This is a genomic window from Anaerohalosphaera lusitana (assembly GCF_002007645.1).
GTDB lineage: Bacteria > Planctomycetota > Phycisphaerae > Sedimentisphaerales > Anaerohalosphaeraceae > Anaerohalosphaera > Anaerohalosphaera lusitana.
The window spans coordinates 1,178,996-1,203,737 of record NZ_CP019791.1 but is presented as its reverse complement, the minus strand read 5'-3'; the positions used below and the strand labels follow the sequence as shown (position 1 = coordinate 1,203,737).

The following is a 24,742-nucleotide window of genomic DNA, read 5'->3' as shown; positions in this document are numbered from 1 at the left end:
GCCTCCTAACCCGCATGCTCGGCGGTGATGATGGTAGCTTCATTTGCGATTTCAACTTGAGGCAATGTCGAAAACTGGTCAGACAATCGCTTCATACATTCGCAAAATCTACGTTTGGGCATGAAGCGGTGCGATGAGTAAGGGCGCATTCGAACCCACTCCAAGAAGCTATAGCCCGAATATGAAACCACTTCTTTATACTGCTCGGTTTGAATGTCGCTATATCCCACGTCCATTAAGATCGTTTCAATCTGGTTAATTCTTGGGAATCGGGCTAGTTCCGCCAGCAGAGCCTCTGGAAAGCCATTAAGCTCAGGGCGAGACTTCAGTTGTTGATGTGAAAGTGTAACGATTGCCAGCCTTGAACCGGAGCGAAGAACGCGGGCAAACTCATACAGAGCCTTGTGCGGTTGTGAAAATCTATGAAAAGCAAACATAACAGTTAACCCATCAATCGACTTAGAGGCTAGAGGTAAATCAACCGAGTCTGCCACTTTCCAAGTGCAAGAAGAGAGTCCTGCTTTAGCATGTAATATGCGTGCGGCATCCTTATCAATGCCAATAACGCTGCCACGATACATTTCTGCAAGCACGACTGTGTGAAGGCCTGGACCACAACCAACATCGCAAAGAATGCCTCCAGCTGGTAACTGCAGCCGTTCGAGTATGCGTCTACAAAGCCCGGGGCTGGTGGCGCGGAGATGAGCATACTGCTCAGGAGAAAGTTGGCAATCAGTTTCACGATGTATCTTCATGAATTTAAACCCTTTTAAATCCAGTTATGTTATTCAGTTATTGTCAATGGAATTCTCTTGTTCTCGGCTAATTCAGCAATATCGGCCTTCGAATATGTGACTGGAGTAAATGCACCATCCTCAATCGCCCGCTCAAAGTAGCTAACCCACTCCTCTGATTTATCATAGTAGTCGGCCCAACCTAAGCCATAAGCAAGAATGGCAAGACTGGTCGGAACTGAATCGCGACGCGTTGGTGAAGCGTCTGATCGTACGACTATCAATGTAAGAGGATTTGGGCGTTCTGGCACATCGCTGAAGCGTGTACGATGGTAGAGAACCAGCCTTTCCTGTAAAAATGAAAAAAGCTGTCCCGATAGTGTGATTGGGTCTGATCGCCATCGCTGAAATGAGGTCACCACCTCGCGGCATATTTCCAAAGAGTCGTCAAATGGCCCATTACCGGCGATGATCTCGTCTGTCTCGACATCCTCATCATTTTCCAGCTTACCAAGAACCATGGCTAATAATAGGGGCATCTTAAGCACAGATTTTCGCTCGCGTTCGCTGGAGAAAACAAAAACTCGCGATTTTCCTTCAGTAATAATCTGGGTATGACACCAAAGGGCTTCTGGTTTCCGTGCCGACAGCGGTTCTTCCTGAAGAGGGCTGTCGAACCAAACGTCGCTCCCAGGTTCTAGATTACTCAGAAGTTTTTTAGCAAAATCAATAACGTAGCTTGTTTGGCCCGCAGTCCTAGCATGTTCATCTCCAGCTCGCTGCTTGGCAATCGGAAGTCTGAGGAACAAATCCTCATCGGCTCCAAGAACACGAGCGATCCACCGTCGACGGTCTTCGCTAACATCACGCTTCAGCTTGCCATCCTCAAGTCTTGATATCCAGGACTGACTCACTGTGTCGGCCTTCCCATCAGGCCTTGTAGGATAATGGCGTTGCTCGGCATCTTCTGTCATGCGTCTGGCAAGGTCACCCTGCGTCATCGCACCTCGATATTCTTTAACCGCCTGCCCCAGTGTATTGTAATTGTCTTGTCTTGACATAGTTCGCATCCATCAGAATATCAATACCAACGTCAGAATAATGCACATTATACTCGCATCAGCCTTGACTGTCTAGTGCTATCTCCCGCTTAAGGCCGCATATAAATCCAGAAAAAACACATATATTCAGCATGTACTGCTTTTATTCTTGTCAAATACGCATATACAGATATAATATGCATATCCCAGTCAGCATGGACTTATCGGCTGTCAGCCCCCGAAGACAGTGGCATAAGAAGGCGAGGTTCAATGCGATTGGTAGCAAGTGGCAATGTCAGCGTTAGCGGCAATTTGGCAAACAGGTAGTCGCCAGTCCTTACTGGTTCGATATACAGCTAAACAGTCTGTCATATTTTATAAGGAGACCCAAAATGCCACATGTAAATAAGATTATTTTCCGGAAAATGCGTAGGGAATTTGCTAGATTCCCTAATTTGGATGTTTCGGAAACGGTTAAGTTGGGGAAAGTTGGTTTTTTCGATAATCGACGCGCATTCTTTAATTGGAAGACATCATTGGACCGACTTAACTTATTTATTTCTGAGGAACCTCGGGACGACAAATTTCCAATTTGTGACGAGCTGTACACATCATATGGCGGTGTGGAAACGCAATTTCGCGTGACTGAAGAGAAATTTGGCACAGCAGATTTTCTTTTCAGAAAAAAATACGCTGTTGCGGCCCAAGCTATTGGCACCGAATCGAAAGCCTTAGACATTGACTCACTTGAGCAGCAGATAGTAAAAGGCATAAATAATGGAAGTCTAAAATGGAACAAAAAATGGGTGGTTGTCACAGAGGTATTCGTCGCCTCAGCATTTTCACTTCTCGTCGGCAGTTCCAGTGGCGGTATGGCTTCTGTAAGAACAAATATTCCAATTACGCAACTTGGGTTCAATATCGCGGACCCAAACCTAAGTTTGTCGATCTCAGGGGCGAAGCAAATGGGCAAACAGATTATCGCGAGGCGAAATGTAGTACCTTTTTTCCGAGTACATCGCGTCTGCGGCAATTGGAAAAGCGGCAAGCTTTCACTCGAGCCTTATGGTAGAAACTGAAAGCACATAGCTAGCAAGATATGGTACATAACCGCGAGTTAAATTATTTGCAACAGGTCAAGATGTGCCACAAAACTAATGTACTAGCTTTTAAAAAGTATAGCGAATGGGACTCGGGTTTATTAGCCGCCAGGCTTGTAGATTCGAGTCCTACTCGAGGAGGAATAATGTTCGTGTTATGATCGAGCAAGGCGACTGATCAACAATTACTAGTACATCCTGAAAACAGCAAAGGCGAGTTCAGTTCCTGTAAGCGAATCAACTAATGCAATTGGCAGCAAAGTGCATTCTCCACTGATGGGCGAACACATTACAGGTAGTCCCCAAAGTCCGCTTGTAATAGCAGAGCTCTTGTGTTTTCCGCTATAACTCAACATCAGCAGACACAGTGGCGGCAAGCACCCGTTTATAGATGCAAGGACCGCCTATGCCTAATAGTGTCATTGCTTCGTCACCTATGGGCCATTGCCCCCTTGTTGCCCTTCTATTTCGGTGGCTACTTGTCCGACCCGCTGCATTATCGCCTTGTTAATGAGTTGCTCTACCACCGGTATTATGTTAACTTGTCGGACACGATTCATGAAACGAATCGGCTGTAAGTCTACGAAGAGCTTGCCAATAAATTCATCTGCATAGCTGCTGGAGACCATCTGAATTCCGTCCCAATCAATTTCCAGAAGACATGATGGTTCCGATCGGAGTAGATTCTTGGCCTTAGTTCTAATCTGCTTTCCAGCATGGCGTGACCCAAACCCAGAAGTCTCTTCGCCCATCTTAATTTTGAGCTTTCTAGCATCATCGGAGAGATACTTTATTTCAATAATATCAGCTGGAAGAGTAGCTTTGGCACCGCTACCAAATGACAAGGCTTCTGCCAAATCAATGCCTTCGCCAAGAGGTAACTGCACATCTACATAGGTCCCTTGATAAGCTTGGCCTGGTGCCATGCTAAGAGTATCAGGTTGTCCCCCTTGCCATGCAATCCATGCTCTGCCAGACGCAACCAAAAATCTCCCGTTTGCTATCATAGCTATCTTCATGGTGCCGCTCAAACCGTTTCCTTGACCAACGTCTTTGTTACGTGTAACGCCAGCACGTACTGCATCGGCAATAGCATCAGCATCACCACGAAGCGTAGGTTCAGCTTCGCGAAGAGAATTTAAAATTCCCTGCCCAGGATCTGCGACACAGAAGGCCAGCCGCTTGGTATCCTTGTACGTCGTAAGTTGAATGAATCCACCGACATCAGCCTGCGAGTGAGTTAGAACGTTGTCTGTAATTTCATTAATTGCCCATTCGAGACCAGAAAAAAAAGATCGCTTGACTTCTAGTGTACGCATCAAGATATCGATCAATTCATTGACAACCCGTTGCTGCTCACCGCTGTCCCGAAACAGTCTCGTTGATAAGTGTCTGTCATGCGTGACATCAGATGGCCGAAATCTCTCCGGATCCAAAAAGTATGCCCAGTTGGCTCGTAAAAAAAGCGTGCGAAGATTGGCATTGGATGGCAGGTTGCAATGTACGGTTACGCCTAAATGAATCAAGCGTTGAACTGTTGCTATGATTGGGACCATCGAGTTCGGATAAGCCTTGGTGGCGCGACTAAAATCCAGTTCAATTAAATCGTAACCTCTCCGGTTAATGTCATTGACAAAAAACTGGAAGTAACGCTGAACGCGAGGCCCTACACTCCCTCTGAATATAGCTCTGTTGTCGCGAAAATCCACGCGATCTTTAAGAACTCGTCTGATCTGGCGCATAGTTAGTAAATCTAAATAACGGGGTAAATATGTTCGGCAAAAAACTTCTAAGGAGCAAATACCGATTTGAACCGTCGGTACGACGTACATAGCAGCAGGCGCTAACACATTCAGATATATGTTTCCGGCTGCGTCTACATTGATCGTTAGTAATTATATAATTTGTGGAAGTATTTTGCCAGTAAATATCGCCTGAAAAATGCAATGTTGCGACACTAGAAGGCCTAAAAGGCTACATGCCGCGTTATTTCACAATACTAACTACAGGCTTGTCGAACAAGATGGTTCAGAACACCTTATTAATTTGCACAAGTCACCGGACTACTGAGTGGAGTGAAACCGTATTCTCCGGGAACCCGAGAATCAATGCGACTACATGCGACTGAAGCTGACCGATTCCCGAAGACAATATTAGGAGCCAAAGGCACATTCCATGATAGAGAACGACTGGTTTGAAACCTGGTTAACAGCCACAGGCATATAAAAGTAAGAGTTGCATTTTTTTCGACCATCACAGCCAATTGGTCTTCCGAATCCGGCCCCTTCAGTTATCATGGGCCGGCCGAATTAGTTAACTCAGCTCTCTTTTCCAAATAATTAATTCTGTGCGGAGCCAAAAACAATCAGGCTCGGAAAAATTGGCCTGTTCAGTTAACGGATAGAGCAAAGGCCCGCTGGAAGACTCCGGCGGGCTTTTTGCGTTTACAAGCTATTGTTGGGCAAGCACTTACGAACCACCCCTGCTTTGTAATCAGAACATTTACCGGACATGCTCACACCTGTATTTCGGCCAATTTGATTAACAGAGGTATTTTTTCGCACCCGCATTTCGCCCATATCCAGACTTGTCGGGTATTTAATTCGGCATGGGCAATAGGCAAGCCCCACAGCGGAGGAAGACCACCTGAATCCATAGAGCGAGCTCGTTTCATTGCAGCCTTTCTTCTATTTGACCAAGAGCTTTAGAACCACTGATCTTTCCAGAACTTCTGTGGCCGATTTATGAACATTTTTACGCCCTCTAAGCTAACCATCATTTATTCAAAACTTTATGACAAATTCATGAACCACCCTGACTGGTCAGGTCGCTGTAAAAATGTATCATACACAAGTGTGTCAAAGAAGCACAAAGAGAGGCCTGAATATGATGACCAGTCGTGCATTAATGAATTCAATCGGTATAAGGTTGATTATTCTTGTTCTTACCATCCTTCTGGGACAAGGATGCACTGTGGGGCCAGATTACAGCCATCCCGGGCTGTTGGTGCCGGACAAATGGCAGGCTGAACTTCAACGGGGGCTGAATGCCGATGAACTCGATGTGGCCGGGTGGTGGCAGAGATATAGCGATCCTACACTTATCGAACTTGTGGAAACAGCAAGATCGAAGAACCTCGATGTGCAGCAGGCCTTTGTGCGTATTGCAGAGGCGCGATCAGCACTGGCAGCAACCATGGGACGTTACTACCCGGACATCAATGCCTCGGGCTATTATACAAGGTTCAGGAACAGCGAAAACATTACCGCGATCGAAGCGGCCGGAACATCAGGTGATCAGTACAACATCCATAATCTGGGTTTCGATGCGAGCTGGGAAATCGACGTATTCGGTGATATCAGGCGGTCGGTGGAAGCTTCCAGAGCTGCATATGAGGCAACCATCGAAGATTTTCATGACGTGCTGGTCATACTCACTGCCGATGTCGCATTCAACTACTTCGAACTCCTAGCGACCCGGAAGAGAATAAACTTTGCTGAGCAGAACATCATCCTTCAAAAGGAGATGAGGGAACTCACAAAAAATCGCTTTGATGCTGAAATAGCACCCGAACTCGACGTCGAGCAAGCTGAGCTGAATCTTGCTAACACCGAGTCCATACTGCCGACTCTTCGCATCCTTGAAACCGCAGCGTTAAACCGCCTTGCGGTGCTGCTTGGTAAGAACCCGGGACAGATAGACAAGCTTCTTACAGATCGAACCGAGCTTCCTGCTTTGCCGGATGACATCCTGGTCGGCCTTCCGGTCGAGCTGATCAGACATCGTCCGGACATTCGCAGTGCCGAACGCGAACTTGCCCGGCAGGTTGCCGAGATAGGCATAGCGACTTCCGAATTGTATCCACAGTTCTCCCTCGACGGCTTCTTCGCTTTCCAGTCACTTGATCTGTCCACGCTGGATAACTGGGGCAGCCGGACATATGGATTCGGTCCTGCGTTTGTGTGGAACATCTTTGACGGCAACCGCATCAGAAATAACATAGACATACAGAAAAGCCAGGCAGATCAGGCCTTGGTCGGATATGAGCAGACCCTGCTGCTGGCATTGGAAGATGTCGAAAATGCGATGGTTGCTTACGTACAGGAACGGGAGCGAAGTGACGCGCTTCAACGAAGTGTAACCGCTGCCCGAAGATCAGTTGAACTGGTCAGCGAACTTTACCGCAATGGTCTGACGGATTTCCAGAATGTGCTGGACATGCAGCGAACTCTTTTTGAACAGCAGGACCAGTTGGCCCAAAGCAGTGGTCAAGTCGCTATAAATTCGGCACGCATTTACAAAGCATTGGGCGGATGGTGGGATAAAGATGTGCAGAAAGCTCAGGACTCGCAAGCAATAACCGCAGACGGTGCAGACTAAAAATACCTTTAGGAGCCTGCAGAAATGAAAAAGATACTGAGCTCTAAAAGACTTGGCATTCTGCTGGGCAGCATTCTGTTGATTGGCGGCATCCTGGCTGTAGCTTTCATATCAAAAAGACGCGGCCATGAAGAGCCTCCCGAGCTGATACGCCCTGTAAAATACACTGTGGTCCAGGAACCGTTCGTTGCCTGGCGCAGAAAATACCCCGGCAGGGTCAAGGCCAGCATAGAGGTTGAGCTGGCATTTCAGGTGGACGGGCCTATCATCAAATTTCCTGTTAAAAGCGGCGACCGTGTTGAAGAAGGCCAGTTTCTGGCCCGTCTGGATCCGCGCGATTATTTAAACTCAGTCGAATCCGCACAGGCCGAATATGACAAAAGCAAGACTTATCTCGAACGCATCGAAAAAGCAGTAAAAACAGGAGCAGTATCCCGAACAGAACTCACCAACGCCCAGGCAGCCTTCGATGTGGCAAAGGCGAACCTCAAAACCGCTGAGAAAGCTCTGGACGACACTATTCTGGTCGCAAAATTCGATGGAATAGTAGCAGATACGTTCGTAGAGAACTTTCAGAACGTCAAAGCAAAAGAACCTATACTGAGCCTGCAGGACATTTCCGAGGTCGAGATACTTATCAACGTTACAGAAGAGCGAGTAATTGTCGCAAAGGAAGGTCAGGACATAAGATATGCTGCTACTTTTGAATATGCCCCTGGACGCCGTTTTGATGTCACACTAAAGGAGTTTTCCACAGAGGCCGACCCGCTGACGCAGACTTACGAAGCACGCTTCACAATGCCCAATCCAGAAGATATCATGATCCTGCCGGGCATGACCGCAACAGTAATGGAATTTCCGCCTGAAAAGAAGGCTGATAAGGCTCAGGCTTTTCTGGTTCCAATTGAAGCAATGGTCATCTCAGAAGAGGGAAAGTATTATACCTGGAGTCTGGAGCCGTATAAAGAAGATCTGTTCTCCTGCAAACAAACAACGGTGCAGGCCGGCGACATGGTTGAAGACAGCGTGATAATCCAGAGAGGACTCGAGGCCGGGCAAAAAATCGTAACCGCGGGAGTGCATCTGATCGAGGACGGGCAAACTGTAAGACTGATGGGCAAACAGGGAGGCCAAGAATGAACGTCGCCAGTTTTTCCATCGAAAAGCAGGCCATAAGTATCACATTCACGGTACTTATAATCGCGGGCGGGTTGTTCAGCTACAGCAAGCTCGGCAGACTCGAGGACCCTGAGTTCACAATAAAAAACGCAAAGATATATACGAGTTATCCCGGTGCGACCGCTATGCAGGTTGCTGAGGAGGTCACGGATGAGATAGAAACAGCCGTTCAGCAGATGGGCCAGCTCGAACTGGTGACAAGTCTTTCGACGCCGGGCTTTTCGAGTGTTGACGTTGAAATAAAGGACAAGTATGACAGACACACCCTGCCGCAAGTCTGGGATGAACTCAGACGCAAGGTCAATGATGCTCAGAGGAACCTGCCGCCTGGCACGAAACCATCAATTGTATATGACGACTTCGGAGATGTTTACGGCATATTCTACGCCGTCTATGGCGACGGATTCACCTACGCTGAGCTCAAGGACTATGTTGAAATGCTCCGTCGGGAGATACTGACTGTAGAGGGGGTTGGCGATGTACTGCTTTTCGGCATAAGGCCGGAGGTGGTCTACGTCGAGATTTCACGGGCTCGACTGGCTCAGCTTGGCATATCACCGCAGACCATTTATGCATCGCTTTCCGGTCAGAACCTTGTATCGCCTTCCGGCAAAATCAATGTGGGCAGTAAGTATATAAACATTCAACCGACGGGCGAGTTCGATTCGGTTGAGGATATCGGCGAGTTGCTTGTTCTGCAGGAAGATGCTTCCGAAACCAAGCTATATCTCAAAGACATCGCAAAAATATACCGGGGCTACCAGGAACCGCCTGATGTAATCATGCATTTTAACGGACATCAGGCAATAGGTCTTGGCATTTCCACAGTCGAAGGCGGAAACGTCGTCGAAATGGGCGAGGCGCTGGATCTGCGTCTCAGAAATTTGCAGGTGCAAACACCGATCGGGATGGAGATCGGCAAAATAGCTCATCAGGCAGACTCGGTAAACGTGTCGATAAGCGGGTTCGTCATAAGTCTCGTCGAAGCGGTTGCGATAGTGATCGGCGTGCTCATGGTTGCAATGGGACTTCGCAGCGGCGTGCTCATTGGCCTGATACTGGTGCTGACCGTACTTGGTACATTCATTCTTATGTACATGAACGGCGTCATGCTCGAACGCATAAGCCTTGGAGCCTTGATCATTGCACTGGGCATGCTCGTCGACAATGCTATAGTGGTGGTCGAAGGCATTATAGTAAATATGCAAAAAGGCGACCGGCCTGTCGATGCGGCTTCGAAAACCGTAGGCCAGACAATGTGGCCTCTTTTCGGGGCGACCATCGTTGCAATCCTTGCATTTGCAGCTATAGGTGTCTCGCAGGATTCGACGGGCGAATACTGCAGATCTCTATTCCAGGTCATTCTTTATTCGCTGGGCCTGAGCTGGCTTCTTGCAATTACTATTACGCCCTTTCTTGGAGTCAAATTCATCAAGGTCAAAGCTGGCGGAGAACAAGCAGATCCGTACGCAGGCAAATTATTCCGATCCTACAGGAGTTCTCTGAGCTTCGCGGTAAAACGTAAATGGCTTACGGTGATTATAATGCTCGCCCTGCTTTTCATAGCAATATATGGCTCCAAATTCATAGATAAGAGCTTCTTCCCTGATTCTACCCGTCCCCAATTTCTTGTTCATTACTGGCGAATCCAAGGTACCGATATTAAGGAGACGGGCAAGGACCTCACCGCTCTGGAAAAATATGTTATGGACCTGGATGGCGTAACCGATGCTTGCTCCATCACAGGCCAGGGAGCTCCGAGATTTCTGCTGACTTACACGCCGGAAGAAGCGAACGATTCATACGGATTGCTGCTGGTTGAGGTTGACGATTACAAGAAGATCGACGGATTGATCGAACAGGTCAACGAGCATGCCAGAGAGTCTTTTCCTGGTGCACTTACCTTCTGCAGACGCTTCGTGCTCGGCCCAGGCGATCCTTCAAAAATACAGGCCCGATTCCGCGGCCCGGATCCCGGCGTGCTTAGAGATCTGGCGCAACAGGCGGTCACGCTTCTCCGCAAAGATCCGAAAGTGACTGACATTCAGATAGACTGGCGGCAACCGGTCCCCTTGCTCAGGCCGGTAACCGCAGAAGTACAGGCAAGGAATGCCGGTATAACCCGTCGCGAGATTACCAATGCCCTGGAGGTCGCCAGCGACGGGACCACGATGGGGGTCTATCGCGAAGGCGATGACCTGCTGCCGATCATCGCACGATCTCCGCAAAGCGAAAGAGAAGATATCGAGGACCTGCGATACGCCCAGATATACAGCCCTGTCGCAAAACAATACATACCGCTGAACCAGGTAGTGCTGGATTTCAGAACAAGCTGGGAAAATACCATCGTTAGACGACGTAACAGGGTACCGACATTGACTGTCAAATGTGATCCACGCGAAGGTCCCGCAAGCCCGGTCTTCGAAAAAATCAGGCCTAAAATCGAGGCCATCCCCCTGCCGATCGGCTACGAACTTCAATGGGGAGGCGAATATGAGGACTCGGGCGACGCACAGGCTGCTCTTATGGGAAAGCTGCCGTTGACAGCCATTTTGATGATCGTTGTCGTCATACTACTATTCAATTCTTTCCGCAAGCCCCTGGTGATCTTTCTGACGGTCCCGCTCGCTGTGATCGGAGTAACCGTCGGCCTGCTGACAACGAATCAGCCATTTGGATTTATGGCACTTCTCGGTTTTTTAAGCCTTTCAGGCATGCTGATCAAAAACTCTATAGTGCTGGTCGATGAGATCGGGCTGCAGCAGCAGCAACAAGAAAACCACTTCAATGCCATTTTGGATGCTGGCGTCAGTCGCGTCAGACCAGTATCGATGGCAGCATTGACAACGGTGCTCGGTATGATCCCGCTTCTAACTGACGCTTTTTTTGTAGCCATGGCAGTGACTATCATGTTCGGCCTGGCGTTCGCGACAGTCCTGACGCTTATCGTGGTGCCCGTGCTGTACGCATGCTTTTACAAAATCAGAGCGCATTAGACGGACAATGAGATGGCAATCTACAGCCTTAAAAACATTGCTTCAAACCGATATAACCATCTGCTGGTCATACTTATTGTAGTTATGACATTGTCACCGTTCATTGAACAGGGGCGGATAATGCCCCCGATGAAATTGCTGACGCTCTTGCTGCTTGCGGCAGTTATCGTGTGCATAAGGGCTGCGGTGGATAATCCCATCTTGTTCTGGATATCGGTCATACTCGCGGTCGCCGCGGGAGCCCTGCAATACCTGGCTTTGATGCCTGAAAGCACACGCATCACAAACATACTCTACTTCGGCAGCAGAATAGTCGATTGCTGTTTCCTTGCATTGACGATAGTAGTACTCATGCACCACATGTTCACTACAAAAAGGTTCACTTCCGACATGATCGTTGGAGGCATATGCATCTACCTGCTCATAGGCATATTATGGGCCATATTCTACGATCTCTCACTGAAGAGCTCTCCTGAAGCCATTTCGTATTCCGGAGATATATCTTTTTTCTACTTTAGTTTTGTAACTATTACGACGCTTGGCTATGGAGACATCGTCCCCGCCAGCCGCGGCGTAATGGTACTCGCCCAGTGCGAAGCCGTCGCCGGCCAGCTCTTCATCGCCATATTCATCGCGCGGCTGGTTGCACTGCATACTGCCTACGAGATGAAACGCAAGTCATCGAAGTAGAAAAGAAATGCAAATTTGACGCTTAATCGCTGGTCAGGTTATCCAGAAGCTCTCCAAGAACTTCGTAGTCCGCCTGCCCAACAGCGCAATAAGTGTACTCGCCGAGCTGCACAGCAGCCATTCTGTTGCCGGCAAATTTGCTGCACCAAACTGTCTGTCCGCCAGATGACGGAATCTTGTGCATAACCATATCCCGGGGGGTATCGTTCACAACTACAACGCTTATATAGCCCTGCGGAGTATCCACTACATAGCTTCCCTTGACGGATTCGCCAAAATGGGACACACAGCAGCCTCGCAATTCCAGACCCATATCCGGCCTGGGCAGATGAGGATTGAACCCCAGCTCGGTACGGAAATAGGCCGAAAGTTTGGCCGGATCCGACTGGGAGTAAAATTTGTCATGTCCGGTAATATTCATATCATGAATTCTGGACAGATCCTCCGGTGATGCCTGGACGGTGGAAGGCGCCATAGAATTGGCAAAAAGTATAACGACAAGCAGCAGAGACGCAGCGACTGCCAGGGCACTGCCGGCGGTTTTAGCGGTTGCAAACTTGTGTTTGACCGTGTCCGGAAAACTCATTCTGAGTCTGCGCGAGAGCTCTGCGGGGGGCTCGACGTTGTCAAACGCCGCTTTTAGGCCGTCCTTGATTCGCACATGGTCACTGAGACGACTGCGGCAGCGAGGGCAGTTCTCCAGATGACTGTCGGGCTTTGTTTTGCCCGCAATAATGTCTTCAAATTGCTCTTTGTTCAGGTGGCTCATTCTCAGCCTCCGCAAAGTTACTTTTCTCTGTTCGTGAATAATCCTGCAGCAGATTCCTGAGTGCCGATCTTGCCCGGCTGGTCCGGCTCTTAACCGTTCCGACCGCAACATCCAGAATTTGTGCGACTTCTTCATGACTCATCTCCTCTACATCGGTGAGGTAGATCGTGAGCCTCTGGTCATCCGGAAGCTGCCCCAGGGCTGAAATTATCTGTTCGTCGCCGAAATTTTCCAGCAGATCATCGGAATCCGTCCACGATGTTTCTTCTTTCTCGACAGGATGCGGCAATTCATACTCCCCTGCATCCAAAGAGCACGTCTCCAGCTTCTTGCGCCTTAATTCGTCAATCCAGGTATTTCGAAGAATAGTCATTAACCAGGCCTTGCAATTAGAACCCTTCTTGAACGTCCTGTACCTCTGATAAGCCTTTGCAAAAGTTGTCTGGGTCAAATCCTCTGCAAGGTCATGCGAACCCGACAGCGCAAAAGCGGCCCGGTATACCTGGGTCAGGTGAATCAATGCAGTTTTCTGGAAGCTGTCCCTGTTTTTCATAAGAATCACTCTGTGCACTATTATAAACTCTCAAGCCGGCTGAAAGGTTCCAGCAATATACTAAAAGATAGCATTCTCGCAAGTTGAGGTCGATACAGGAATATTTGTCAGCTTTTGTGCCGGGCCTCACGGAAACACTACCAGGAATATCCGGCTTTGTTCGTACGGAATTTTTTGTCTTTTTCTAGAAATCTCTGGACACGCTAAGGCAAAACTGTTAAATATCAGTAAGTTGATTGGTTTGATGAGGATTGAATGGCATTTGAGCTTGAAAATTTTGGCAGACTTCCCAAAAAGTCTGAGTATGCACTAAGGTCACTCTATGAGTTGGCTGCCCGAGCCAAGGCCGGACCTGTGAAGGTCAGGTCCATAGCGGAGTCTCAGAAACTGCCGGTGCGGTTTCTGGAGGTAATTCTTGCTCAGTTGCGTCAGGGCGGCTTTGTCGAGTCTCGCAGAGGCAGCGGCGGAGGTTATTTGCTGGCCCGCAATGCGAACGACATCTCCGTCGGTGAGGTCCTGCAGTTCATGCAGGGCGGAGCGGCTGTTGAGGTTGGCCCTGATAAAGATGTCCCCGGTCAGGCGGCGTTTTCGGACCTCTGGCGAGAGGCGCACGATGCGGTCGCGAACGTCTTCGAAGGCACCAGCCTTGGCGATCTTGTGCGAAATGAAGAAAAAAGGCGAAGCGAATACGTCGGAAATTATGTGATATAGCTTGATAGTTTTTTTACAAATATACCCTACTAAAAACATGGGAATGCTGAGGTAAGAATGGAAAGTCATTGGAGAAGCATATTCAAATCGTTGAGCTGGAGAGTATTGGCCACGATGATAACGTTTTCAGTTGCATTATTTCTGATCGGTGAAGTCGACAAAGCTGCAAGTATCGGTGTGGCTGACACGGTAATCAAATTCGCGATCTACTATTATCACGAACGACTGTGGACCAAAATCGACTTTGGCAGATTTAGCAGAGCTGGTTCCGAACATGTATGAGGAGCAAAAAATGACAAATGAACTGATCGAAAAGCTGCAGAATATACACGACGCGGATGAACTGCTTGCAGTTGCGGGCAAAATGTTTGACGGCAGGATCGCACTCGCTTCCAGTTTCAGCGCGGAGGATCAGATCATAACAGAAAAGATTGCCAAAGCCGGTCTCGCGATCGAAATATTTACTTTGGACACGGGACGGCTTCCCGAAGAAACATACAAAGTCATCGATGCAACCCGAAGAAGGTACGGCATCGATATCGAGGTGCTCGCTCCCGACGGAGACAAGCTCAGCGAATTCGTCAGCAAGAACGGACCGAACAGTTTTTACGACAGCGTCGAAAAACGCAAGGCCTGCTGTGCGATACGCAAGGTCGAACCACTGAAGCGAAAACTCGCCCGGTTGGACGCCTGGATTTGCGGCCTGCGTGCCGAACAATCACCTACGCGTACAGATCTGCAGACCGTCGAATGGGACGCGGGCAACGGCCTTGTCAAGATCAGCCCACTGGCGGGTTGGTCGACCGAAATGGTCTGGGACTACGTCCGGCAGAATGATGTACCGTACAATAAGCTGCACGATATGGGATATGAAAGCATCGGCTGTGCACCGTGTACTCGCGCGATAAAACCCGGAGAGGACATTCGTGCGGGCAGATGGTGGTGGGAAAATCCTGAACATAAAGAATGCGGACTGCACCTGGGCCCGAAGAAAACCGAGACCGAAAAGGTGTAGCTAAACGATACAGACATAAAAGGAAAGCTAAAATGGATCATCTGGAAAGACTCGAAGCTCAGAGCGTATTTATATTGCGTGAAGCATATAGAGAATTCAAGGACCTGGCAATGCTGTGGTCGATCGGCAAGGACAGCACCGTGCTTCTGTGGCTTGCCCGCAAAGCGTTCTTCGGCCACGTACCGATCCCGCTGGTGCACATCGATACCAGTTTCAAGATACCGGCAATGATCGAGTACCGTGACGAACTGGCGATGCGGTGGAACCTGAACATGGTCGTCGGTCAGAACACAGAAGCTGTCAAGAAACGACAGACATTCCCGGACGGCGGAGTTAGCCGGATGGACTGCTGCCGCAAACTCAAGAGCATGGCACTGAAGAACACCCTCGAAGGCAGTTGGCCGCGGTGGGTGCTCGATCACGAAACCGGCAAGTACGTGCAGGAAAAAGATTCAAAACCCTATACCGGTGTGATCGCCGGTGTGCGTTCAGACGAGGAAGGCTCGCGGAGCAAGGAGCGATACTTCAGTCCGCGTGACAAAGAGAACGACTGGGATGTCGGCGATCAGCCGCCCGAGCTATGGAATCAGTTCAAGACCGATTTCGCACCAGGTACGCATGTCCGGGTGCACCCTCTGCTGGACTGGACCGAGCTGAACATCTGGCAGTACATCGAACGCGAGAACATCCCGATCATTGATCTGTACTTCGATCAGGGAGACGGCACACGATACAGGTCGCTCGGTTGCGGCCCCTGCACAAAGCCCGTCGAATCGACCGCGAGCAATGTGCACGAAATTGTCGAGGAGCTCACCAGCGGCAAGTTCGCCAATATCGCTGAGCGGTCCGGGCGAGAACAGGACAAGGAAGACGGCAACAGCCTCGAGTCACTTAGACGTGACGGGTATATGTAGTCCGGCTAGATAATCGAACATACGCAGTGATTTTTCTATGGGAATCAGGATAATGTATCAGACTTTAACACAAACAGATAGATCGGTTGAACGTGATCAAATGAACGTAGTAGTTATCGGCCACGTGGATCACGGCAAGAGTACGGTTATCGGCAGGTTGCTGGCGGACACAGGATCGCTGCCGGAAGGCAAGCTGGAACAGGTGCGTGAAAACTGCCGCATAAATTCAAAGCCTTTCGAATATGCGTTCCTGCTGGACGCACTGAAAGACGAACAGTCGCAGGGCATCACAATCGATTCCGCCCGCTGCTTCTTCAGCTCCCGGAAACGTGACTACATCATCATCGACGCGCCGGGCCACGTAGAGTTCGTCAAGAACATGGTCACCGGTGCAGCTCGCGCCCAGGCCGGTCTGCTGGTGATAGACGCCAAAGAAGGCGTGCAGGAAAACAGCCGCAGGCACGGCTATCTGCTGTCGATGCTGGGCATCAATTCGATCGCAGTGTGTGTTAATAAAATGGACCTGGTCGACTACGATCAGGCCGTGTACGAATCCATCGTCACCGAATATCGCGAGTTCCTCGAAAAGATCAATCTGCATCCTCGCGTATTCGTGCCTGCCAGTGCACGCGACGGCGAGGGCATAACCAGTTTTTCAGAAAACATGTCCTGGTACAAGGGCCCGGACGTGCTTGAAGTATTCGACAGTTTCGAACAGCCCGCTAAAAAAATAGATAAACCGCTGCGTTTCCCCGTGCAGGACATTTATCGGTTCACGAAAGAGGGTGACGACCGGCGTATCGTAGCCGGCCGAATCGAGACCGGCGAAGTAAAGACCGGCGAAGACGTCATGTTCCTGCCCAGCGGCAAAAAAAGCAGGATCGCATCCGTAGAAGCCTTCAATGTATCCGATAAGCCAACGCGGGCTTACACCGGCCAGTCCACAGGCTTTACACTCGAAAATCAGATATACATTCGTCCGGGTGAGGTTATGGTGAAAGAATCCGACCCGCCCTGCCGGACCGGAACTCGCTTTAAGGCGAACATCTTCTGGCTTGGCAGACACCCCATGATCAAGGACAAGCGTTATAAGATCAAGCTCGCCGGGGCACGCGAGTCTGTCTGGCTGAGAGAGGTGAACACCGTGCTGGACGCTTCAAGTCTTTCCGCTAGCGATAAGCGTGAGCAGATCGAACGGCTGGATGTCGCTGAATGCGTGCTGGAGACGATCAAGCCGCTGGCATTCGACATAGCGACCGAGATCGCCGAGACCGGCCGGTTCGTGATCATCGACAATTACGAGATATCCGGCGGCGGGATCGTTCTTGAAAACGAACCCGAGGGCAAGGACAGGCTTACCGAACATGTCGAACATCGCGACAACGCTTGGCAGCGATCAGATATCGCAAAGGACAGACGAACCGCCAGGTACAACCAGAGGTCCGCGCTGGTACTGATCACCGGACCCGCAGACGCAGGCAAGAGTAAGCTGGCAAAGCAGCTTGAAGCAAGTCTGTTCGACTCGGGCAGAATGGTATACTACCTCGGCATCGCAAACACAATGCTTGGTATCGATTCGGACCTGAACGCCGGCAGCAAAGACGAACATATCCGAAGACTTGGCGAAATATCGCATCTTTTCAATGACGCAGGACTAATACTTATTGCAACAGCGAGCGATATCGATGATTATGAGGTCAATGCGATCAAAAAACTGAATTCACCGAATGACTGCGTGGTGGTCACCATAGGCGAACACCGGCTCAATACTGAAAAGTCCGACCTGCATGTTCCCGATGCGAGCAAACACAACGAAGTGATCAACACTATTCGTGAATACCTGACAGAACACAAATACCTGATCGAATACTATCTTTGATTATTACAATTAGACGGATTAAAATTATGATACCTGACGGATCTAAAGCCAGATCAATTTTGAGATTGTCCGAACCTCTGATAAGGCGCGCCCGCGGACACGGCTCGCAAGTGCAGGGATATCTTGCGGGTGATATCTCAAAGAACGAGTTTAAGTCGATGGGCATCTATGAACTTAGAAAGGACGGCAAATATATGGTGCGAGTGCGTATTGGTGCCGGACAGGTCTGGAGCGAACAGCTCGAACGGATCGCCGCTCTGAGCAAAGAATTTGGCAACAGTGTTGTGCATGTAACCACACGACAGGACTTTCAGATCCACGGCGTTTCGATTGAGGATACGCCCGCGATCATGGAAAGCCTGCTCGAAGTTGGCCTGGCCAGCGGCGGAGGCGGCGGCAACACCGTACGCAACGTGACCGCGTGCCCTCGTAGCGGCGTCTGCCCGAACGAAAAGTTTGACGTCGCTCCTTATGCTGTCGCAGCCGGTGAATTTCTGCTTTCGGACGAGAGTTCCTTCGCACTGCCTCGCAAGTTCAAGGTCGCCTTTTCGGGCTGTTCCGACGACTGCGCATTCGCAGGTATTAACGATCTCGGCTTCTTTGCTGCTGTCCGTAACGGCAATAAAGGCTTCCAGGTATATGGCGGCGGCGGACTCGGCTCCAAACCGCGTGCAGGCATTCTCATCGAAGAATTCATATCTGCCGATGACTTCCTGCAGGTTGTCGAAGCGATGAAGCTGGTATTCGAAGAGCACGGCGACAGGACCAATCGACGCAAGGCCCGCCTGCGTTACGTACTCGATCGCGTGGGCGATGATGAATTCGTGCAGCTATACAAAAAGGCAAGAGAACACGTCACTCAAGACGGCCTTCGAGGCCAGGTGCCGAACATCCGACAGCTATACCCCGAACCCGCCCCAATCGAAGAAGACGCAAGTGACGCTGATTTGCCCGGCAACATAAAAGCGGACAAACAGTCCGGCGGATACACGGTTAAGGTCCATGTGTCTATGGGCGACATCGAGGCGGACGATCTGCTCGCAGTGGCACAGCTTGCGAGTGAACATTCAGCGGCTCCCGTAAGGATCACGCAAGCACAGAACCTGCTCATCACTTCCGTAGCGGGTGATGACATCGGTAAAGTAAATGCAAGGCTGGGCGAACTCGGACTCCGAAGGGACCACAACATAACGGTCGCTGCCTGCACAGGAGCTTCGACATGCAGACTCGGCATATGCCGTTCGCGCGAAATGGGGCAGGAAATCGAAGAAGCTATCACGAACGTAACCGCTTTCGGCACCGGTAGAACCATCCGGGTTAGCGGATGCCCAAACTCGTGCGGCCAGCACCAGATCGCGGATCTCGGCCTGCAGGGCCGCCTCAAACGCGTCGATGGAGAAGCAGTGCCCCATTATGACGTGTATGCCGGCTCGGACATGACCCAGGGCCAAACCCGGCTCGGAACCAAAATAGGAACTGTCTCCGAAAAGACGGTACCAGAGATGATCAAGACGCTGGTAAAGAAAGACGGCTTCACGAAGACTCACATCAGCGAAATTGTGAGCACATACTCTGGTTAAAGCCGTCACGCGATCAGCCAAGTACACTCGTACTGCTAGAGCGAATCACTTGCTTTCTCCCATTGGGATCTCGCGGAACAACTGTCCAAGCACATACGGGATCAGGCTGACTGCAATGATCAGCGTCCAGCCATGCACGGCGGGTTGCGTTAATTGAAGCACATCCGAAATGACCGGCAGATAGACCAGGCCCAGCAGCAGCAATGTGCACAGGCCAAGCGCATACCATACATATCTGTTGCGAACAATTTCATTCTTTATGAAATGCGATCTCTGGTCCCGCATATTGAATATGTGCCAAAGTCTGCCGAACGCCAGCGACAGAAACGATATGGTAACCGCGCTTTCCGTATTCCATTCAAGGCCTTCGAGGCACCACACGAACACCGCCAGAACAGGCACCGCGATCAGCAGCCCCCAGCCGAAGACTCCCCCCCAGTGCTTGAGCGTCAATACAGGCTCGGAAGAGTCCCTGGGCGGCCGATTCATTTCATCGCCGCTGCCTTCGCTCAACCCCAGTGCCAACGCGGGAAACACATCACTGATAATATTCAGGAAAAGTATCTGCAGCGGAAGTATCGGCATTGGCAGCCCAAGCAGGCTGGCAAAAAAAACGATCATGATCTCACCCGCATTACCCGAAAGCAGGTAGACAACGAACTTGCGTATATTGTCAAAGATAATGCGGCCATGCTCGATCGCCGCCACGATCGTCGAGAACGCATCGTCCTTGAGCACCATGTCCGAAGCTTCCTGCGCGACCTGTGTGCCGCGTCCGCCCATCGCTATCCCTATGTCCGCATTCTGCAGACTCGGCGCATCGTTAACACCATCACCGGTCATCGCAACGACACTGCCGGCCTTGCGATGAATGCCGATCAGATTCAGCTTCTGCTCGGGACTGACGCGGGCGAAAACATGGGACCTTACAAAGCGGTCGCGTTCATCATCCGAAAGTTCCTCCACCGGCCGAATATCTTTGCCCTCGATAATCTCGTCGCCATCGTTATGCGCAAGTCCGATCGCCGACGCGATATAACCCGCGGTCTCTTTCTGATCACCTGTGACCATAACGACCCGCAAGCCGGCATGGTGACATTTTTCAATGGCCTTGTCGACGTCCTGGCGAGGCGGGTCCATCATCCCGATCAACCCTAAGAACGTCAGTCCCTCATATGGTTCTTCATCTGTCGACGATACTGTTTTGTACGCAGCCGAGAGAACACGCAAGCCTTCCCGGGCCATTTTCTCATTCAGATCCAGCCATTCGTCACGCTTTGCTTCATCGAGCTCCGCCGCACCCCCGTCCTCCCGGACATGCGTGGAAACCTCCAACACCGCTTCGGCAGCACCCTTGACAGCCACATACAGTTCGTCCACTTCACGATTGAACGTCGCCATCTTGCGGATGCTCGGATCAAACGCCTCCTCCCGCTCCTCAGGCATTCGGTCCGCCAGCTCAGGGCGATGCATGTCTGCCTTGGCCGCCGCTTCGAGCAGAGCGACCTCCAGTGGATCACCAACCGCCTTATCTTCCTCTTCATGCAGCGAAGCATTGTTACAAAGAACAAAAACTTTTAGCATCTCCGCCAAAACAGCATCCTCGCCCGGATCGATAAACCCTCCGTCCTTTTCAAAGTAACTGCCGGTCTCGGATTTCTGTGCATGAACATCGATCTTCCCCTCAGGCAAAGCGAGCTGTGTGACGGTCATTTTGTTCTCGGTAAGCGTACCCGTCTTGTCGGTGCAGATCACGTTGGTACCGCCCAGTGTCTCTACCGCCGCGAGCTTTTTTACGATGGCATTACGTCTGGCCATACGCAGCATACCTCTAGCCATCGCTATCGTTGCAACGATCGGCAGGCCCTCGGGGATCGCAGCGATCGCAAGTGCAACAGCGGTCTTTATCATCGTCACCATATCTCTGCCCTGGAAGACTCCGACCGCACCTACGACAATGACGATACCGAAAGTTATCCACAGAAGTTTCTTGCCGAATTGCCCCAGACGTTTTTCTAACGGCGTAAATTCTTCTTCGTCCGACTGTTCCGTAAGCTCGGAAATATGCCCCAGCTCCGTCATCATACCTGTAGCAGTGACCACCGCCTTGCCCGACCCTCCAACCAGGGCCGTCCCCTTGAAGAGCATATTCTTTCGATCCGCGACCGGCGTTGATTCATTGTCGATCGGTTCCGTGGACTTGTAAACTGCAACCGACTCGCCCGTAAGCATCGATTCGTCGACCCGCAATTTTGCCGCTTCCAGCAGCCGCATGTCAGACGATACAATATCACCCGCTTCCAGAATAATGATGTCGCCGGGAACCAGGTGCGCAGCATCTATCCGCTGGGCCGAACCGTCTCGCAGCACCGTAGTGGTTATCTGTTCCATCTGCCGCAGCGCTTCCATCGAACGAACAGCCTTAAGCTCCATAAACAGCCCGATGACTGTGTTTATCACAACCACAATGAGGATGGCCACACCCTCGATCCAGTCACCAAATGCGAAAGAGGCAATTGCCGCCAGGATCAGTACTGCCACGATCATGCTCTTGAACTGATTAACGAGGATTTGCCATGTACTCTTATTTTGTGACTCTTTGAGCCGGTTCATCCCCCACGTTTGTCTGCGATGATCGGCTTCGGCATCGCTAAGCCCCTTTGACGGATCCGTTTTGGCTCGGGCCAGACAATCCTCTGCAGTTTGAACCCAGGGAGTTTCTATAAAAGCATTACCTTCTTTATGCGCAGACGCCATAAGATGATCGCCCTCCGCTGAAACTCAATTCATTAAAGTATACCTCCAATATAAGAAGGCAAATGAACGAGATAAACAAGCATAATTTCTTACGGCAATTTCTTTCAGTCACAATGGAAGTGAAATTAAGCAATCATCTTAGCGGTAATTAGGTGATACCCTTAACCATGTCCCGCGCCCAAGGTAGAGATATGGCCAATCTGATAAAAAAGAAGGCTCTGCAGGCCTGAGCCCACAGAGCCACGAGAGAAGTATCCAAATCAGTAATTGTCACAGGTTTCCGTGTTAGATGAAGCGTCATAACTCAGCGTAGGATGTGAAATGCTGTCCACGCAGAACATATAAGCCGGCTTCTTTACCTGTGCAGCCGTTGTTATTACAGCGATTCCACTTGCATTGGTAGTAGCCGCATGCTGCTCGGAGAAATCACCGCTGAAAGTACCGGTCACGTCTGCCCCAGCAACCAGGTTGCCGCAATCGTCAAAAACAGTCACATTAACCTGACCGTACTCCTGTCCTTTGCTGCCCTTCGACGTTCCAGGAACTATCGAATGAACATAGGTGGAAGAAGGTGTACAGCCACCAGACACAGCACTGAAGGAATCCGTTACACCGGTCAGTGGATTGCCGTCGGGATCAAATGCGATCATCGTAGCGGTCCAGCCATTGCTGTCGACATCCACGCGAACATATTCATTGACAAGCCCACCAGTAATGCCGCTTCCGAGATCGTGGTAACCGCCAACAGTCATATGACTCCAGTCGTAAACAAGCGGTTCTGAATGATCGAGCCAACTTCCGCCGCCAGTTATGCAGTAATAGACATCGTTCAGAAAGCCCCGCTCATATTCGTGCGTGTGGCCGCTGAAGCAAGCGTCAACGCCGTACTGCTCAAAAAGCGGTACAAGATTTGTACGGAAATCCGCCTCACCGTCGTACCATCGTTCGCAATAAGGAGGCCTGTGGACAAATACGAATATATGGCGTGCGTTGTTGTTTACCGCCGTCTGCAGTTCGCTTTCTATCCAGTTGTAATCTGACCGGTATTCATTATCGATACAGATAAAATAACAATTTGCACGTGTAAATGAATAATTACCTGCACCGAAATCGCTGAATTCCTTGATCATAGCGTTACCGTATCCATCATGATTCCCCCATGCGATATCAAATGGCACCACCTGCCCCAGATGTTCGGCCACTCTATCCAGGAAGTACGCATTGACGCTGCCGTAGTCACCGCCGTTCTCGCACATGTCTCCACAGGCGACGCCGAAATCCACCCCGCTGCCCGCCATATGCTGCATCATCGGAATTGTCGCATTGCTCGCCCCCTGGCTGTCCGACCAGACTGCGAACGAAAAGTCTGCCTCACCGGCAGGAGACGTAGTAAAGGTTCGATCAGCACCTGTCTGTTGGGCAATATTTACACGGAAATGATAAGTAGCGCCTGCCGTCAGACCAGTAAGCTCACAGGAGTAAATCTCAGTCCCGGCACTGGATGTTGTACTGGAAGGATTCGCTGTATTGCCGTATGATTCATCAGGACCATAGTCGACGGTGCAGGTTTCCTGCTGCTGTAGTTCCCACATAATTGTGATTCTATCAGATTTAAGGTTCTGCAGATAAGGATCTGTGAGCATTGAGCCTGTCTGTGACGGATCCTGACCGAGAGGCCCGTTCAAAGCAGCAACTTCTGAGTCCGTAAGCACGCCCTTGTAAAGTAAGATCGTTGAGACATCCATTGCATTGTCTTCGCTATTTTCATCCGCAAAGAATAACACTTGTGGATCGAGAGTAAACCGCCCATCCGTCGGCTGGGGCGTACCCTGCAAATACCTGGAGCCGTCGACGAAAATATCATACTGCTTCTCACTATCGACGACTATAACAATACGGTGCCACGCATCAGCCTGAGCAAGAAATACCGGTGACGCATCATCAGTATAACCAGTGCTCGACACACCTACTGCGCCAACAGGACTTATGAAGCAATCGCCGTCATTTGCGTTGGAGTTATTTGTCTGATAAAGCGCCTTCCATAAACCCGTGCTGCTGTCCGGAAAGCTGACATCCATCACAAGGCTGAATTCATTAACATAGGTTTCGCCGGACGCCGGTGCGATCCCATGATCGCAGATATAATGACTGCCGACCCCAATCCTTGCGGCACCATCCGATACCTCACAACCGGTTACCGCGTAATCCTGCCCGCTTAAAGTCAGATCATTACCAAGGGTTGCCAGCGTCAGGTTTTGGGCATCGTCAAAATCCCATTGTCCGACAAGCACCGCTGGATCCGCTCCAAAAGTCATCCCCGCCATTACAAGCGCACAACATAACGTAAATCTTAAACACTTCATGTCTATCTCCTTTTTCCGTGCGTTTCCCCCATTTAACCGCCTTACTACATGAGCCTGTCTACACCTCCTTTCTCGAGCCCTG

The 24,742-nt window shown here is 50.3% G+C and carries 18 protein-coding genes; 11 read left to right on the top strand and 7 right to left on the bottom strand.

The genetic code is table 11. The annotated features are described in order from the left end of the window. Positions 1–5: 5 nt before the first annotated feature. Both STSP2_RS05080 and STSP2_RS05075 read right to left on the bottom strand, forming a co-directional pair. Positions 6–755, bottom strand: coding sequence for a class I SAM-dependent methyltransferase (locus tag STSP2_RS05080; RefSeq protein ID WP_146660449.1), 750 nt, complete (start codon positions 753–755; stop codon positions 6–8). Positions 756–784: 29 nt separating this feature from the next. After that, the gene (locus STSP2_RS05075) at positions 785–1,795 is read right to left on the bottom strand and encodes a helix-turn-helix domain-containing protein (protein ID WP_169853006.1); all 1,011 of its coding nucleotides are present in this window, start codon (positions 1,793–1,795) and stop codon (positions 785–787) included. Positions 1,796–2,166: 371 nt separating this feature from the next. Here STSP2_RS05075 and STSP2_RS05070 point away from each other — a divergent pair, with 371 nt between their 5' ends. Further along, positions 2,167–2,853, top strand: coding sequence for a hypothetical protein (locus tag STSP2_RS05070; protein ID WP_146660445.1), 687 nt, complete (start codon positions 2,167–2,169; stop codon positions 2,851–2,853). A 455-nt stretch (positions 2,854–3,308) separates the two neighbouring features. Here STSP2_RS05070 and STSP2_RS05065 read toward each other — a convergent pair whose 3' ends face one another. Next, positions 3,309–4,706, bottom strand: a complete 1,398-nt coding sequence (locus STSP2_RS05065) for a hypothetical protein (protein WP_146660443.1) — start codon at positions 4,704–4,706, stop codon at positions 3,309–3,311. 1,006 nt (positions 4,707–5,712) lie between these two features. On the opposite strand from STSP2_RS05065, the gene STSP2_RS05060 reads away from it, so the two are divergent. The 4 genes from STSP2_RS05060 to STSP2_RS05045 are packed head-to-tail and all read left to right on the top strand — an operon-like array spanning position 5,713 to position 12,119. Then, the gene (locus tag STSP2_RS05060; RefSeq protein ID WP_146660441.1) at positions 5,713–7,254 is read left to right on the top strand and encodes an efflux transporter outer membrane subunit; all 1,542 of its coding nucleotides are present in this window, start codon (positions 5,713–5,715) and stop codon (positions 7,252–7,254) included. 24 nt (positions 7,255–7,278) lie between these two features. Further along, on the top strand, positions 7,279–8,394 hold the full coding sequence (locus STSP2_RS05055) for an efflux RND transporter periplasmic adaptor subunit (RefSeq protein ID WP_146660439.1): 1,116 nt from the start codon (positions 7,279–7,281) through the stop codon (positions 8,392–8,394). Next, entirely contained in the window at positions 8,391–11,429 is a 3,039-nt protein-coding gene (locus tag STSP2_RS05050; protein WP_146660437.1) for an efflux RND transporter permease subunit, read from the top strand. The genes STSP2_RS05055 and STSP2_RS05050 overlap by 4 nt, the downstream gene beginning before the upstream one ends. A 12-nt stretch (positions 11,430–11,441) precedes the next feature. Further along, entirely contained in the window at positions 11,442–12,119 is a 678-nt protein-coding gene (locus STSP2_RS05045; protein ID WP_146660435.1) for a potassium channel family protein, read from the top strand. A 22-nt stretch (positions 12,120–12,141) separates the two neighbouring features. Here the strand turns inward: STSP2_RS05045 and STSP2_RS05040 are convergent, their stop codons facing one another. Continuing rightward, the gene (locus STSP2_RS05040; protein ID WP_146660433.1) at positions 12,142–12,888 is read right to left on the bottom strand and encodes an anti-sigma factor family protein; all 747 of its coding nucleotides are present in this window, start codon (positions 12,886–12,888) and stop codon (positions 12,142–12,144) included. Continuing rightward, entirely contained in the window at positions 12,860–13,441 is a 582-nt protein-coding gene (locus tag STSP2_RS05035; RefSeq protein ID WP_146660431.1) for a sigma-70 family RNA polymerase sigma factor, read from the bottom strand. The genes STSP2_RS05040 and STSP2_RS05035 overlap by 29 nt, the downstream gene beginning before the upstream one ends. A 255-nt stretch (positions 13,442–13,696) precedes the next feature. On the opposite strand from STSP2_RS05035, the gene STSP2_RS05030 reads away from it, so the two are divergent. From STSP2_RS05030 to STSP2_RS05005, 6 genes are all read left to right on the top strand, one after another. Beyond that, on the top strand, positions 13,697–14,152 hold the full coding sequence (locus STSP2_RS05030; protein WP_146660429.1) for an RrF2 family transcriptional regulator: 456 nt from the start codon (positions 13,697–13,699) through the stop codon (positions 14,150–14,152). 57 nt (positions 14,153–14,209) lie between these two features. Then, positions 14,210–14,434: a DUF2061 domain-containing protein gene (locus tag STSP2_RS05025; protein ID WP_146660427.1), complete on the top strand. Its 225-nt coding sequence runs from the start codon at positions 14,210–14,212 to the stop codon at positions 14,432–14,434. Between the two features lie 10 nt (positions 14,435–14,444). Then, on the top strand, positions 14,445–15,167 hold the full coding sequence (locus STSP2_RS05020) for a phosphoadenylyl-sulfate reductase (protein WP_146660425.1): 723 nt from the start codon (positions 14,445–14,447) through the stop codon (positions 15,165–15,167). Positions 15,168–15,199: 32 nt separating this feature from the next. After that, on the top strand, positions 15,200–16,081 hold the full coding sequence (gene cysD / locus STSP2_RS05015; protein WP_146660423.1) for a sulfate adenylyltransferase subunit CysD: 882 nt from the start codon (positions 15,200–15,202) through the stop codon (positions 16,079–16,081). A gap of 100 nt (positions 16,082–16,181) precedes the next feature. Then, positions 16,182–17,960 carry a GTP-binding protein gene (locus STSP2_RS05010; protein ID WP_205848005.1) on the top strand — a complete coding sequence of 593 codons (1,779 nt, stop codon included), beginning with the start codon at positions 16,182–16,184 and terminating at the stop codon, positions 17,958–17,960. Positions 17,961–17,986: 26 nt separating this feature from the next. Then, positions 17,987–19,540 (top strand): nitrite/sulfite reductase, encoded by a 1,554-nt coding sequence (locus STSP2_RS05005; protein WP_146660421.1) that lies wholly within the window; start codon positions 17,987–17,989, stop codon positions 19,538–19,540. Positions 19,541–19,585: 45 nt separating this feature from the next. On the opposite strand, the gene STSP2_RS05000 is transcribed toward STSP2_RS05005, so the two are convergent. Both STSP2_RS05000 and STSP2_RS04995 read right to left on the bottom strand, forming a co-directional pair. Then, positions 19,586–22,297 carry a cation-translocating P-type ATPase gene (locus STSP2_RS05000; protein ID WP_146660419.1) on the bottom strand — a complete coding sequence of 904 codons (2,712 nt, stop codon included), beginning with the start codon at positions 22,295–22,297 and terminating at the stop codon, positions 19,586–19,588. Positions 22,298–22,557: 260 nt separating this feature from the next. After that, complete coding sequence (locus STSP2_RS04995) at positions 22,558–24,660, bottom strand: metallophosphoesterase (protein ID WP_146660417.1); 2,103 nt, start codon at positions 24,658–24,660, stop codon at positions 22,558–22,560. Positions 24,661–24,742 lie beyond the last annotated feature (82 nt).

Excerpts from the sequence above, each read along its gene's own strand:
- STSP2_RS05065 (WP_146660443.1), bottom strand. The coding sequence starts at position 4,706 with ATGTACGTCGTACCGACGGTTCAAATCGGTATTTGCTCCTTAGAAGTT.
- STSP2_RS05025 (WP_146660427.1), top strand. The coding sequence starts at position 14,210 with ATGGAAAGTCATTGGAGAAGCATATTCAAATCGTTGAGCTGGAGAGTA.
- STSP2_RS05075 (WP_169853006.1), bottom strand. The coding sequence starts at position 1,795 with ATGTCAAGACAAGACAATTACAATACACTGGGGCAGGCGGTTAAAGAA.
- STSP2_RS05060 (WP_146660441.1), top strand. The coding sequence starts at position 5,713 with ATGTATCATACACAAGTGTGTCAAAGAAGCACAAAGAGAGGCCTGAAT.
- STSP2_RS05070 (WP_146660445.1), top strand. The coding sequence starts at position 2,167 with ATGCCACATGTAAATAAGATTATTTTCCGGAAAATGCGTAGGGAATTT.
- STSP2_RS05045 (WP_146660435.1), top strand. The coding sequence starts at position 11,442 with ATGGCAATCTACAGCCTTAAAAACATTGCTTCAAACCGATATAACCAT.
- STSP2_RS05005 (WP_146660421.1), top strand. The coding sequence starts at position 17,987 with ATGATACCTGACGGATCTAAAGCCAGATCAATTTTGAGATTGTCCGAA.
- STSP2_RS05010 (WP_205848005.1), top strand. The coding sequence starts at position 16,182 with ATGAACGTAGTAGTTATCGGCCACGTGGATCACGGCAAGAGTACGGTT.
- STSP2_RS05000 (WP_146660419.1), bottom strand. The coding sequence starts at position 22,297 with ATGGCGTCTGCGCATAAAGAAGGTAATGCTTTTATAGAAACTCCCTGG.
- cysD (WP_146660423.1), top strand. The coding sequence starts at position 15,200 with ATGGATCATCTGGAAAGACTCGAAGCTCAGAGCGTATTTATATTGCGT.
- STSP2_RS05040 (WP_146660433.1), bottom strand. The coding sequence starts at position 12,888 with ATGAGCCACCTGAACAAAGAGCAATTTGAAGACATTATTGCGGGCAAA.
- STSP2_RS05030 (WP_146660429.1), top strand. The coding sequence starts at position 13,697 with ATGGCATTTGAGCTTGAAAATTTTGGCAGACTTCCCAAAAAGTCTGAG.
- STSP2_RS05050 (WP_146660437.1), top strand. The coding sequence starts at position 8,391 with ATGAACGTCGCCAGTTTTTCCATCGAAAAGCAGGCCATAAGTATCACA.
- STSP2_RS05055 (WP_146660439.1), top strand. The coding sequence starts at position 7,279 with ATGAAAAAGATACTGAGCTCTAAAAGACTTGGCATTCTGCTGGGCAGC.
- STSP2_RS04995 (WP_146660417.1), bottom strand. The coding sequence starts at position 24,660 with ATGAAGTGTTTAAGATTTACGTTATGTTGTGCGCTTGTAATGGCGGGG.
- STSP2_RS05035 (WP_146660431.1), bottom strand. The coding sequence starts at position 13,441 with ATGAAAAACAGGGACAGCTTCCAGAAAACTGCATTGATTCACCTGACC.
- STSP2_RS05080 (WP_146660449.1), bottom strand. The coding sequence starts at position 755 with ATGAAGATACATCGTGAAACTGATTGCCAACTTTCTCCTGAGCAGTAT.
- STSP2_RS05020 (WP_146660425.1), top strand. The coding sequence starts at position 14,445 with ATGACAAATGAACTGATCGAAAAGCTGCAGAATATACACGACGCGGAT.